The 12888-nt window shown below is 39.8% G+C and carries 15 protein-coding genes; 9 read left to right on the forward strand and 6 right to left on the reverse strand.

Features of this window, described 5'->3' with window-relative positions:
- Nucleotides 1-127 precede the first annotated feature (127 nt).
- Entirely contained in the window at nucleotides 128-904 is a 777-nt protein-coding gene (locus tag AC5YCE_RS07140; protein WP_496171532.1) for a hypothetical protein, read from the forward strand.
- A 121-nt stretch (nucleotides 905-1025) separates the two neighbouring features.
- On the opposite strand, the gene AC5YCE_RS07145 is transcribed toward AC5YCE_RS07140, so the two are convergent.
- Both AC5YCE_RS07145 and AC5YCE_RS07150 read right to left on the reverse strand, forming a co-directional pair.
- Nucleotides 1026-1979 (reverse strand): 2-hydroxyacid dehydrogenase, encoded by a 954-nt coding sequence (locus AC5YCE_RS07145; RefSeq protein ID WP_496171533.1) that lies wholly within the window; start codon nucleotides 1977-1979, stop codon nucleotides 1026-1028.
- A gap of 71 nt (nucleotides 1980-2050) precedes the next feature.
- On the reverse strand, nucleotides 2051-2770 hold the full coding sequence (locus AC5YCE_RS07150) for a TetR/AcrR family transcriptional regulator (protein ID WP_496171534.1): 720 nt from the start codon (nucleotides 2768-2770) through the stop codon (nucleotides 2051-2053).
- 80 nt (nucleotides 2771-2850) lie between these two features.
- Between AC5YCE_RS07150 and AC5YCE_RS07155 the strand changes: the two genes are divergently transcribed.
- Nucleotides 2851-3963 carry a fatty acid desaturase gene (locus AC5YCE_RS07155; RefSeq protein ID WP_496126675.1) on the forward strand — a complete coding sequence of 371 codons (1113 nt, stop codon included), beginning with the start codon at nucleotides 2851-2853 and terminating at the stop codon, nucleotides 3961-3963.
- 155 nt (nucleotides 3964-4118) lie between these two features.
- Nucleotides 4119-4553 (forward strand): hypothetical protein, encoded by a 435-nt coding sequence (locus tag AC5YCE_RS07160; protein ID WP_496171535.1) that lies wholly within the window; start codon nucleotides 4119-4121, stop codon nucleotides 4551-4553.
- A gap of 5 nt (nucleotides 4554-4558) precedes the next feature.
- Here the strand turns inward: AC5YCE_RS07160 and AC5YCE_RS07165 are convergent, their stop codons facing one another.
- Complete coding sequence (locus AC5YCE_RS07165) at nucleotides 4559-5821, reverse strand: hypothetical protein (protein ID WP_496171536.1); 1263 nt, start codon at nucleotides 5819-5821, stop codon at nucleotides 4559-4561.
- 120 nt (nucleotides 5822-5941) lie between these two features.
- Between AC5YCE_RS07165 and AC5YCE_RS07170 the strand changes: the two genes are divergently transcribed.
- Together AC5YCE_RS07170 and AC5YCE_RS07175 are read left to right on the forward strand one after the other, a co-directional pair.
- Nucleotides 5942-6730 (forward strand): class I SAM-dependent methyltransferase, encoded by a 789-nt coding sequence (locus tag AC5YCE_RS07170; RefSeq protein WP_496171537.1) that lies wholly within the window; start codon nucleotides 5942-5944, stop codon nucleotides 6728-6730.
- A 109-nt stretch (nucleotides 6731-6839) separates the two neighbouring features.
- Nucleotides 6840-7406: a hypothetical protein gene (locus tag AC5YCE_RS07175; protein WP_496171538.1), complete on the forward strand. Its 567-nt coding sequence runs from the start codon at nucleotides 6840-6842 to the stop codon at nucleotides 7404-7406.
- A 58-nt stretch (nucleotides 7407-7464) separates the two neighbouring features.
- Here the strand turns inward: AC5YCE_RS07175 and AC5YCE_RS07180 are convergent, their stop codons facing one another.
- Both AC5YCE_RS07180 and AC5YCE_RS07185 read right to left on the reverse strand, forming a co-directional pair.
- The gene (locus tag AC5YCE_RS07180) at nucleotides 7465-7899 is read right to left on the reverse strand and encodes a protease inhibitor I42 family protein (protein WP_496171539.1); all 435 of its coding nucleotides are present in this window, start codon (nucleotides 7897-7899) and stop codon (nucleotides 7465-7467) included.
- Between the two features lie 109 nt (nucleotides 7900-8008).
- Complete coding sequence (locus tag AC5YCE_RS07185; RefSeq protein WP_496126681.1) at nucleotides 8009-8602, reverse strand: hypothetical protein; 594 nt, start codon at nucleotides 8600-8602, stop codon at nucleotides 8009-8011.
- A gap of 344 nt (nucleotides 8603-8946) precedes the next feature.
- Here AC5YCE_RS07185 and AC5YCE_RS07190 point away from each other — a divergent pair, with 344 nt between their 5' ends.
- Nucleotides 8947-9573 (forward strand): class I SAM-dependent methyltransferase, encoded by a 627-nt coding sequence (locus AC5YCE_RS07190; RefSeq protein WP_496171540.1) that lies wholly within the window; start codon nucleotides 8947-8949, stop codon nucleotides 9571-9573.
- A gap of 60 nt (nucleotides 9574-9633) precedes the next feature.
- Here AC5YCE_RS07190 and AC5YCE_RS07195 read toward each other — a convergent pair whose 3' ends face one another.
- Nucleotides 9634-10095 carry a Holliday junction resolvase-like protein gene (locus AC5YCE_RS07195; RefSeq protein WP_496171541.1) on the reverse strand — a complete coding sequence of 154 codons (462 nt, stop codon included), beginning with the start codon at nucleotides 10093-10095 and terminating at the stop codon, nucleotides 9634-9636.
- A gap of 131 nt (nucleotides 10096-10226) precedes the next feature.
- Between AC5YCE_RS07195 and AC5YCE_RS07200 the strand changes: the two genes are divergently transcribed.
- The 3 genes from AC5YCE_RS07200 to sodC all read left to right on the forward strand — a co-directional run bounded on the left by AC5YCE_RS07200 (nucleotide 10227) and on the right by sodC (nucleotide 12825).
- Nucleotides 10227-10871, forward strand: a complete 645-nt coding sequence (locus AC5YCE_RS07200; protein WP_496126684.1) for an AAA family ATPase — start codon at nucleotides 10227-10229, stop codon at nucleotides 10869-10871.
- Nucleotides 10872-10995: 124 nt separating this feature from the next.
- Nucleotides 10996-12108 (forward strand): AI-2E family transporter, encoded by a 1113-nt coding sequence (locus AC5YCE_RS07205; RefSeq protein WP_496126685.1) that lies wholly within the window; start codon nucleotides 10996-10998, stop codon nucleotides 12106-12108.
- Between the two features lie 105 nt (nucleotides 12109-12213).
- A complete protein-coding gene (gene sodC / locus AC5YCE_RS07210) occupies nucleotides 12214-12825 on the forward strand; it encodes a superoxide dismutase [Cu-Zn] SodC (protein ID WP_496171542.1) in 612 nt (203 codons plus the stop codon).
- The last annotated feature ends 63 nt before the right edge of the window (nucleotides 12826-12888 follow it).

The raw sequence follows: 12888 nt of genomic DNA on the forward strand, positions 1-12888 counted from the left end.
ATTTATACTGTCTCTAAACCTTGAGCCTTGATTCAAGATGATCCAATGTTTAAGCGAATCACTTTTGATTGAGCATGTATAAGTTCAATTCAGTATACTCAGCTGAATAGAGAGGGAATATTAAGAAATGAAAAACAACACTTTGGCTTTAGTTACAGCCACACTCTGTTTAAGTACTGCATGTTTGAGTACTTCTGTTTTTGCTCAACAAGATGCTCCGCAAAAAACCACGCCTGCTTATGGCGACAATCCAAACTTGATTAAAGTTCTCGCTGTAAAAGCACAAGATAAAATCCAAACGACAGCTGAAAAAGTCGGCGCCGTTACTGAACGTGGTGTTGCAAATATCAAGCCGAGTGTTGATCAAGCATGGCAAAATACTAAAGAATACACCACTGAAAAAGCTGTGATTGCGCGTGATAACACTCGTCAAGGCATCGACACTGCTGTCCAAAAAGTCAAACAAAGCAAAGACAACCTGAGAGGTAAAGGTGGCGTTCCGATTGAGCGTGGCAGTATGAGTCAAGGCTCTACCGCTCCGATGAGTACCCAATCTCCTGTGGTGAACACAATCCCTGTATCGCCTCAAGTGATTGAACCTATTCCAGTTTCACCAAACTTACCTTCTACAAGCTCACCGTCTGCAAGCTCAATAACATCTGATGTGCCAGTACAAGATACTCAAAGCAATAATACCCAAGGTACAAATACTCAAAGCAATATCCCAAATAGTAACCCTCAAAACAACATCGAATTTTCTGAATCTGAGATTCAACGCCAGTCTATTCCGATTCAAAGTTCGAGTGCATCAGCGCCAGTGAATGTTGAAACACCTGCATCATCCGCTACGCCTGCTGCAGTCCCTCAAAAATCTCAAGAGGATGACGTTGGTGTTCCTCGCTAATTGGATTGGATCTATTCAGAATAATTTCATTGAGCGCCTATAAATAAAAAAGCCCGAATAACGGGCTTTTTTATTGAGTTATGAATACACGTCAATTGACTAAAGCATAATCATCAGCATGTTAATTCACTTGTCGTATCAGTTGATTGTTTTGAAATGCTTTTACATTTTCAGTCAGTTGTTGCACGATCCGTTGACGTGCATCAACACTGCCCCAAGCACTGTGCGGGGTAATAATCAAATTCGGAATATCAGCATTGAGTAATACATTGCCCTGTTTCGGCGGTTCAACCGTGAGCACATCTGTTGCTGCTCCCGCGATTTTCTTTTGAATCAACGCATCAGCCAACGCTTGCTCATGAACAATTCCGCCGCGTGCACAATTAATCAGGAAAGCACTGGATTTCATGAGATCAAAAGCCTTTGCATCGATTAAATCTTTGGTTTCATCCGTTAAAGGACAATGCAAAGACACATAATCAGCCTGACTCAATAATACATCCAATTGAACTCGACCTTCTCGTTGTGGTCGGTTCGGCAATGCGCCAATGATCACTTGCATACCAAACGCTTGAGCCAACTGAGCAACGGCCTGTCCAAGTTCACCGTAACCAATGATGCCCAGTGTCTTCCCTGCGAGTTCCACAATCGGGTAATCTAGCAAACAGAATTGTTTAGCTTCTTGCCATTTACCTTGCTGAACAGCTTGGTGATACTGAATGACTGATGTCGAAAGTGCCAACATCAACATTAAAGTATGTTGTGCAACCGCAGAAGTCCCGTAAGCCTGACAGTTACAGACCACCACACCGCTATTCTTCGCTTGAACCAGATCCACATTATTGGTGCCAGTTGCAGAGATCAAAATCAGCTTAAGCTGTGGAAGCTGTTGGATGATTTCAGCCGAAATTCGAACTTTATTGGTGATGACGACATTGACATCTCGAATCCGCTCCAACACTTGATCTTCATTGGATGCTGGATAAAGTGTTAGATTTTCAAAAACAGCATGAAGTTCCGAAAAATCCAAATCATTCTGATCAAGTGAGGCATAATCTAAAAATACAGCTTTCATAAGGTGAGAATCTCATTCCAATCGAATTACCTTTCAGGCTCACTATGCTCGATCAACTATAAGCGCGCAACTCAATCTTGAACCTGAGGACTGATTTTTTTGACTTGATCGAGATTAAAGACATTGTTCTTTAAGGCCGCCAGATATGACATTGCAATACGATAAGCTTCCTGACAAATCTCCTCTGAAATATAACTTTCGGTGTAATAACCATGCTTCATACAGGTAAAAATAAGCTCAATCAAAATCGTCATCGTGTCTGGTTTCACTGGAATAAATTCATCAATATTGAGCATCTTTAAACCTTGACGCATCGTCTCACTGACTTTTTGCAGTTCGACTTGATATTCCATAAATGAATGCTGAGTTACTGCTCCGCCTAAAATCAGAATACTCGCCACATCAGAATCATTATAAAACTTGGCTGTCGTTCGAATCATTTCAGCAGTGATTAGAGGGCCGTAGACAGTAATCGGTTGGTTTGGATGATCCAAAACCACTTGCATGCCAACGGTCTCTAATTCGTTCAGGAGCACTTGCAAATACTGTAAGGCAATATGCCTGAGCAAGTCGTATTTCGTCGGGAAAAACTGATAAATACTGGCACGAGGAACACCAGATTCGTTGGCAACTTCTGGGATTGAAATTTTTTCCAAGTCCATATTTATCAACATTTTTTCAGTTGCTGCTACGACTTTTTCCATGCGCTTTAGTGTGCGCTGTTGTTTTGGCAAATTAAGTGGTTTGCTCATTATTTTTGGTACAACAGTTGACTGAGTTTGACCCATCATATACTCTCTCTAAAAATCCGACATTTGTTGGATTTTTATACACATTCCTTGCTATTCCTAGTTCACAAAGGAAATTGGATATGAATTTACCGCTTTCGGATGTAAATATGTCAAGCCAACAAAAATTTAAATTGTTTGCTGACCCTGAAGATGAACAACGCAACCATCGCATCCGAAAAGGTATTTTGGAAGCGGGTAATCAATTGCGCGCTCAACATCCTTGGTTAGTCAAATATCAAGACCAAATCGGGATGGGTATTCTGATTACATCCGTGACGGGCATTATTTTTAATATTACCCAATATGCACGTGGGAAAATGCCTTGGTATGTGGCAGTTTCACTTTCTGCATTTTGGATGTCTATTTTGCATGAATTAGAGCATGATTTGATACATCAAATGTATTATCGCAAAAATAAAAAAATAAATAATGCGATGTTGGCGACTGTTTATGCGTTTAGACCGAGTACGATCAGCCCTTGGATTCGTCGTGACATTCATTTGCATCACCATAAATCGTCAGGTACGGCATCCGATATTGAAGAGCGTGGCATTAATAACGGCGACAAATGGGGCTTAAAGCGCCTGATCATGACCGGTGATAACATGCTGGCGATAGCGCTACGTCCATTTACGATGTTGAATGCCACCAATGAATATGCCAATGCACAAAAAGATTTGGGTTTAAAAGACAAACTCAAACTAAAAGCAAAAATGGCACTTGGCTATACGCCCTTTGGCAATATTCATTATGGTCTTTGGTATAGCTTCTTATTTATGAGCATCACCAAGATCGGTATGAAAGCATTAAATATCAAGCAACCGAGCCATCGTATTTGGCGCTTCATCGATAAATCCACTAAATTCTATGCAGTGGCAATAGCTGCTCCAAATTATTTACGGACTTTAAGTCTGCATTTCACCAGTTCAAATATTCATTATTATGGCGATGTGGAAAATGGCAATGTGGTTCAACAATGCCAAATTTGGACTGATTGGCGCATGAAGCCGTTACAAGCTTTCTGCTTTAACTTTGGTGGTACACATGCGATTCATCACTTTGTGGTTCGGGATACATTTTATATCCGCCAAGCGATTGCCAAAGATTGCTACCCGATCATGAAAGAAAACGGCGTTCGATTTAATGACTTCGGTACATTTAAGCGTGCCAATCGTCGTCTTGAACGAGCATAATCATTGAGATTTATTATCTAAGAGGAACGCTTGAGTTCCTCTTTTTTGGAAAAGGCTTTTTGTGCCTAGCATTTTGAACAAATTTTCCTATTTCTAGTATTCGATGATTACAATATGTATTCATCTAACAGACAACAAATAAAGAATAAGAGTCTATGAATTTAAAATCCCAAATCCAAATTTGCTTAATGGCACTTTTGACCATCAGCCCGATTGGATTTTCTAAAGAGGTCACTTTGGCTTCAATTTCAAATTTAGATCATGAAGAATTCAGATCAGATGAAGGGAATGAGTTTCGTTTGATCAAGCTGAATCAGGGTTGCAAGATTGAGGCTCGCTTTTATGTCTCATTCGAAAATACCTTATACAGCTATGTGTTTAATCAGACGGGTTTAATTTCAGGGACAGAAAAAAAGTTTCGATACCAGTATCAAAAAGATCATGAAGGATCCTTACTGCATGTCACGGATGTTTATCAATCTTCATCTGCGCGTTATGACTTAAGTGATCCCGTCAGAAGCGCTGAAATAAAAAAGGACTTTATCCGTTATAAAGCCCTTTTTTCTCAAGCATCACTTTCTCAATGTTGAGTGGCTTAACTCACCACAAATTGCTCTGTTTCACCAACCGTTTCAGCATCAAAAATACAATTCCCAGCTTCGTCTGAACGCATATACAGCCCTTTATAACTTAAGCTATAAAAGCCCGAACCTTTCTTCACCACCAAAGGTTGCATATCCGAACTCAGCTCGTCATCCAACTTAAACAGCTTGGTCACTCGTCGATCATTCATACAAATCAAATAATCTTGCTTCTTCACTTCAAGCGTAGCCAAGCCCGTATTCTCAACATGCAATGGAATAACATATTTCCCATTCACATCAATCACTTGCTGATCATAACTCTCGATCTTTTGAGTAATCACATTAAAGACTAGGATTTTGCCAAAGCTGTCTTGTAGTTGTGTCTTGTTTTCAAAGGGCAAATTCACCGAAATACCGAGCTTTTGCAAATCCTGCTCATCGACGCGTTTATTGGTCAATAAAATACGCGTGATGGTTTGCTTTAAACTGGCATCAAAAAAAGCACTGTCGAGTTGTAAGTCAATAGTTTTGAGAATCTTGCCTAAAGCTTCATTGTGATTACCCAATAGATGTGCAATCACACTACGATAATAAAACTTACTGTTCTTTTTGACATCACGAATTTGTTTATAGAAATACGTTGCTTCAAAAGGATGTTCAATAAAATCATGGAGTAGCGCTGAATTGGCCAATACTGCAATTGCATCATGCCCCGTATAAGGTAGATGCAAAGTATGTAGCTGAGGAATCAAAGGTTTAATTTTTCGATAATGCTCGCGATCCAAATCAAAATAAGGATCATAGACAATGATATATTCACATTCAGGGACAATATCATCCGCTTGAATCCGCATATCGCCATTGACTTCAGCATCGTAAAAATCGGTATAACGACGGTCTTCCACTTCTTCAGGATTGATCGAATATTGAGGTACCATGGCTACAACACGATTCATCTTAAAAGGTTTCGCGTATTTAATCGCAGCATAGCCACCCATTGAGCCACCATAGGACACAATGTTTTTATATTCAGCTAAGATCTCTTGAACGGCGTCCAATGCACCCATCATACTGGCATGTGGAAACCAAGATTTTTGCTTTGGCATAAAGCCAATCACACTATATTCGTACTTACTTAATGATTTTTCTGCATTGATGGATGTTCCTTTGGCACGTGTAATAAGATCGCCAAAAGAAAGAACCAACGTTTCAGTTGAACCTTTTAAATAAATTGCTCTGATGTGTTCATCTTCAAATACTATTTGCTTATCCATTGCAATTCCAAAAAAGGCACTCAATCTGTTGTTTGCAAAATGAATCAATCATTCACTTGCCTAAACATTCCACCAAGTGTCATATTTTATAGATACTGCACAGATAAAAAAGCGCAAAATATGACACATTCCTTACATCCTGCTGCTCAAACTGGATTCAGTTCTGCTGCTGAACTTTATCAAAGCGTGCGTCCAAATTATCCTCAAGAATTGGTCAATTGGCTCACTGAAGACCTCTTACTCACTCACGAATCCACTGTGATTGACCTCGGCTCAGGCACTGGAAAATTCTTGGATTATTTAAAACAAACCACGCCCAACATTATTGCCGTTGAACCCATTTCAGAAATGCTTGAACAGCTGAAAATAGTACATCCTGAGGTACAAACTCAACAAGCCTTAAGCCACGATATTCCACTTAAAAGCAACAGTATTGATGCGATTTTGTGCGCTCAATCCTTTCATTGGTTTGCAAATATCGAAACCTTGCAGGAAATTCATCGCCTACTCAAGGATTCAGGTCATCTCGGTCTTGTATGGAATCAGCGTGATGAAACCGTAAATTGGGTCAAAGCACTGGCTGATTTTTTAAAAGACTATGAAGCTGATACCCCACGCTTTCACAGTAATGAGTGGCAAAAGGTGTTTCAAGCGCAAACATTATTTGAATTTGAAAGCAAGAAGGTGTTCGTGCAACATCAAACTGGAACAGTGGAAGATGTTGTCAGTCGACGCTTACTGTCGACCAGTTTTATTGCTGCTATGCCACAACAACAGCAAAATGAAATGAAGCAAAAGTTTGAAAGCATCGTTTTCGAATACACTTCAAAAAGACCTCAAGATCAAATTGAATTTCCCTATATGACTTATGCTTTTCATTTTAAGAAATTGAACCAGACAACAACATAGGATTCATCCAGTTCACGTATATTTGGATAGCAAAACCGACTGTTTAAATGCTCATTTTAGCACTCTAACTCAAACCTACTTTTATATATCAATAAGGAGTACTTCTATTATGCAAACATTAAAACTACATACAGCACTACTCCCTCTCATCATCGGTAGTACGCTGTTGATGACTGCCTGTACGCCTAAAGATGCGACGTCAGAGCATCCATCTGATTCATCGAGTTTAGATTCTAAAGACGGTTCAGACTTGAAGGATAAAACCGAAGCCAAATCCATTCAAAACTTTCCAGCAACACCTGATGACGCTCACGATATTCAACTTCTCACCACTTATCAAACGCAATTCGATCGTTTGAGTTATGATTTAGAAGCAGAACTGCAAAGTTTGGAAAAAGACAATAACCTCACTGACGAGATGAAAAGTCAACGTAAACATGACTTGATTAAATCATCACTGAACATGTTGAAAGAATTGGATTTAAAAACAGAACAAGGGCGCTATATCCAAGGTTTGTACTATCAATATTGGGAGAATCAAGCCAAAGTTTACCAAGAGTTAAAACAATCGGCTGACAATGAACTGGCGAATCCAACCGATGCGATTGAAGGCATGAGTGATTACTACACAGCTCAAGCACAGCTTCAACATTGGCAACAACAAAGCACTCAATAAAAAGTCGCTCAATGCATTGAAACGTCTAACACCTAGAAAAGGATCTCAGATCCTTTTTTTATGAAATTCGAACTCGGCATTGCCACTGTTGTTCAGGTTGTTGACTGCTTTCCCACGATCTCACATAAACCAACTCAATCAACTCTTGCCCGACTTTTTCAGCTTTAAAGTGGAAATTCTTTTCACCACCGACACCAACCATTCCCTCTTCAGCTTCCTTTTGCAGATATGTTTCTTCCGTCTTCAATAGTTTTAAAGGCTGTAAGAGTTTCCATTGGTAGCCTGTCGAAGGATTTTCAGGTGCTTGGAAATGTAGAACCTCTCCGACTTTCATATCGAGTAAAGTGGGACATTTTTGATTTAAAGAATAGTGATGTGTTTCAAGTTTTACACTGGTACTCGGACTTTGACAAGCGACCAATCCTAGACTGGAAATAAATATGGACAGGGTCGTTAGGCATAATATTTTAGGACTTAGCTTCCGTGTTTTCATGATGTTTAGCCTGCTTTTAGTATTTCCCTAAAACTATTGTTACCCCAGAACGAAATTTACTCGAAGCATTAAATTGTTCGCTTTTGATATTTTACACAAAGTCCTACGATTAAATATTTTGCTTCTCAACCCATTTGATCGAATCAACACGAATCAACTTGCATGCGCCATCGCCAATTCCGTTCCAATCTAATGCCGACTTCCATCTTAAATCTTTAGCATCAATTTGAACCAGGTCACCTTCTAAACGCACCAAATCTCCACGTTTCACTTGTTTGATTTGTTTCGCAATTTCAGGATTGGCTGGAATGATATGCATATTGCTGACTAACTGCGTAGCGAGTTTAGGTGGGATCGGTGGCTTCGCCATTTTCCAATTTAAGTAACGATCATATTGGTTAATCGAAATCTGTCGAGCAATGTCAGGATCTGTAAATAATCCTCGTGTTACCGCATAATCAATCGGTGAATATTTGGCTTGTTCATCATCATGATACTGCTTAGATCCTAAGATACGAAACTCACCTGAAAATGGCTCAAGTAATGAGATTTTTTGGTCCTTTAAAACAGGGGCTAAGCCATTGGCAATATTAAATTCGCTGTCTAAGCCTGCTTGAACATTTTGATCAAATGCACTGGTCTGAGCCTGAGCATTCAGCCCAAACAATGCCATGAATACTGCAAATACCATAGGTTTAGACATTGCCAAATTCCTCTTACATTACTTATCCATTACTTAACCGATGTAATTCATCTTGTTGAATAGTTGTTTTGTAACGGCGTTTCGTTACTCATTCACGATTCACGATTACATGTTGGAGTGCCCTTTCAGATCATATTTAAGCCTTCATCTAAATACATAAATACAGCCAACAAGAATCAACATAAAATAGCCATCACTGCTATACACTCACTATACGTGTTAAAAATTAAATGAAAATTGAGAGTAAGTAACAATTGTGAATGCTTTAGTCAGTTTTTTGTCTTTCGCACTTGAATGAAATCTGATTAAAATCAAAGAACCACTCTATACAAGGCATTTGTGTAATGCTTTATAAACTGTATCAAAAACGTATTTTCCCGCATCTGTTAAATCAAGTCATGCAAACGCCCAGCTTGATGGACAGTCGACGCGAGTTACTCCTCCCCATTCAAGGTGATGTTTTAGAGATTGGTTTTGGTACAGGATTAAACCTGCCCTTTTATCAAGGGGTCAATACGCTTTATGCACTAGAACCTAATCCTGATATTTTTCAACTTGCTTCAGAACGTGTATCTATAGCGCCGTTCTATGTTGAACATATTCAAGCGGGTGCAGAACAACTTCCCTTTGAGGATGAATCGCTCGATAACATTGTCAGCACTTGGACGTTATGTAGTATTCCCGATGTGGATGCGGCGCTACAGGAAATTCATCGTGTACTGAAGCCGAATGGCACATTACATCTGGTTGAGCACGTGCTCTACCATGACCATGCTCTGTTAAAACATATGCAGAACCTGCTCACCCCAGTTCAGAAAGTCGTTGCCGATGGCTGTCATCTCAATCGAGATATTGAACTGAGCTTAGTCAATTCTCATTTTATTTTGACCGAAAAGCATTACTTCGATGCAGTCGGTATTCCCAAAGTTGGACGACGTATGTTATTGGCCCGTGCTCAAAAATTAAAATAATGTCGTTATTTTTTGATCTCTTGTGTACTTTCGATGTCCCATGATGACTAAGGATTAATCCTAAAAATCGATGCGTATCGTTTCAAATCGTACTTTTCCCTCTCGAATGGCTTGCGCAATGGCCATTTGCCCTTTGGTCAATCGAGCGCCACCACTTTTAATATCGATTAATACCACTTCGATATCTTCTGCGCGTCCATCACCATCTCGAAAGTCGGTATAGCCATCAAACACGACATAATCTATAGGATCACCTAGGAATTTGGCATCACTAGGTAGGTACTGAAACTCGGGCATAATAGGTGCCATTTGTTCAGCCATTTTCCCTTTTAGTACGGCTCGACTGGTGTTTACACTGCGTTTTTGTGCTTTAAGTAGAGCTTCTTGGTGTTCTAATTCAAGTTCTGCAATATATTGTTCATATTCAGCTTTTATTCTTCCATTTCTCGTACCCGATAAAATGATTGTCGTGAGCACAATCCCGATACAGGTACCGATTAACATCGCCATCCAAATGGACATGGTATTTCTCATCAACTGAATTATGCACAATGTAAACAAGATCTAGACTTTTGTCATGTAGACGCGCACTTACTAAAATTAATGCTAAGCTACAAATAGACCTCACTTGCTTACATTAGATTTTATAAATCATGAAAACGATACTTATTGCAAATCAAAAAGGCGGCTGTGGCAAAACGATTACAGCGATTACTTTAGCAACAGCTTTGGCTCAAAAAGGCTATAAAGTGGCTTTGGCAGATGCGGATAATCAAAAATCGGCATTGCAATGGTTAAAACAGCGTCCCGAAACGGCGACAGCGATTCAAAGTCTCGACTGGCGTCATGAAAAATCAATTGGCGAAGCACCCAAAAAAACAGATTATTTAATTATTGATGCACCTGGAGCACTTACAGGCGAACACGCCGAGCAATTGATTAGTGAATGCCATGCGATTGTGACGCCTCTGCAACCCTCTTTCTTTGATATCGACAGCACTAAGCGTTTTTTAAAGCATATTCAAGAGATTAAGCGTATTCGTAAAGGCAAAGTTCAAGTTCACTTATTGGCAAATCGTGTTAAACCCACAGGTGCAAGCGCCAAAGATATTCAACAGTTTTTTGCCAAGATTGATCAAGAGCCTGTGGCATGGATTGCAGAACGTGCAGCATATGGTACTTTAGCGATGCAAGGTTTAAGTGTTTTTGACAAAAATCAAAAACTTTACTTAGCAATTCAACAACAATGGCAACCTTTGTTAGATGTTTTAATCGAAGATCAAGGTGACTGGTTTTAATTAGATCAACTATTTATTTAATTCTTTTTATTAATTTTCAGAGTAATATGAATTAAAACTTGAGTGCGGCGTATCGTGCTCCTTTTAAATCCTGCTGCATAGCTAAAATAGATTAGAGACATCAGTGCAAGATTTTAATCCGACATTACAACGCGCCTTATTGTTTGGTTTGTTTTTTATACTCCTCTATTTAGGTTTTGACATCCTAAAGTACTTTATTGTACCTGTACTTTGGGCATGTATTATCGCGTATATGACATGGCCAATCTATAAACGCATTCAACGTGTTTGTGGTGAAAATCGCCCATCCTTGAGCGCCCTGCTCATGACGACATTATTAACGCTTGTGGTCGGTCTACCTTTTACTTTTGCGATATTTATATTACAACATGAAGGTCGTAGCTTATTCTTTGATTTACAACGTCAATTGGCTTCAGGGCATTTATCTGTCCCCGATGTGATTCGTGAATTACCCATTGTTGGTAAAGAATTAGGGCGAATTATTAAAGAAATCAATGCTGACCCCAATGCCTTATTTAATAATATTAGCGTGTGGGTTCAAGGACATCTCAACTACGGTAAATTTGTTTTAGGTGAAATCACGCGCAACTTAGTCAAACTGGCTTTCGCGATCCTTTCTCTGTTTTTCTTTTATCGAGATGGCCCAACCATTGTCCATCAAGTCAGTAAGGCGATGGAAAAAGTGGTTGGTCCGCGTATTCAGCACTATATGGACACCATTTCTGAAACTACACGTGCAGTGGTTTATGGTGTGGGTTTAACAGCAGTCGCGCAAGCTTTACTTGCAGGACTGAGTTATTACTTTGCTGGTGTACCCAATCCAATGTTATTAACCATGTTAACTTTCATCATGGCATTGATTCCATTTGGCCCTCCGATTGCATATGGCGCGGTATCGCTCTGGTTATTCTCACAAGGTCAGACTGTAGAAGCGATTGGTGTTTTAGCATGGGGCGTGTGTGTGGTCAGTACCGCGGACAACGTGATTCGTCCATTGGTGATCTCAGGCGCAACTCAGATTCCATTCTTGTTGATTATGTTTGGTGTATTGGGTGGCTTAGCCAGCTTTGGTTTGGTGGGTCTGTTTATCGGCCCTGTAATCTTGGCTATTTTATTGGCGATTTGGCGTGAATGGTTACATGAAACAATTGAACCTGAACCTGTTCCCAAAGCCACAATGCTCTACGATCTTGATGATGAACCTGATTTTAAATAATCATCTCGTTAATAAACTTATACATTCAAATACTTAATCAAAGTTGTAGTCCCCGCCTTATTTTGTTTCACTGAAACAGTATATAAAACAAAATAAGGATGGATTATGTTGCTTCAGACCGTTAAAAAAAATTCTCTTAAACTGACTGCGCTTAGTACTGTGCTCAGTGTTCTCATGGTGGGATGTAGTTCGAATCCTGCTGTAACCTCGCAACCAGAAGAAAGACCAAACGGAACAGTGTCTACAACGCATGCTGTTGATGTCCATGTGGTTGACGTCCATGCGGTATCTGCATCTGGGATTGGTGAAAAGATCGGGATGATCGAATTCAAAGACAGCGATCAAGGTCTTGTTCTGAATACAGATTTACAAAAACTCAGTCCTGGTTTTCACGGCTTCCATATCCATGAAAAAGGTTCATGTGAGCCTGCTGAAAAAGATGGAAAAATGGGGGCAGCTTTGGCAGCGGGTGGTCATTTTAATCCACAACAAACCCCACATCATGGAACACCCAATGATGGTCATTTAGGTGACTTGCCTGTACTTAATGTAGATAGCCAAGGTGTTGCCAAAACCACTGTGGTTGCTCCTCGTTTAAAACTCGCAGATGTGAAAGGTTTAGCCATCATGGTTCATGCGGGTGGTGATAACTATTCAGACTCTCCTAAGCCATTAGGTGGTGGCGGTGATCGTGTGGCTTGTGGCGTCATCAATTGATTTTTTATTCATTTGATCGCATTAAACTTTTCGGTAATTCAATAAATTTTGAATCTGGGCTTG

Source organism: Acinetobacter sp. CY79 (assembly GCF_059515845.1).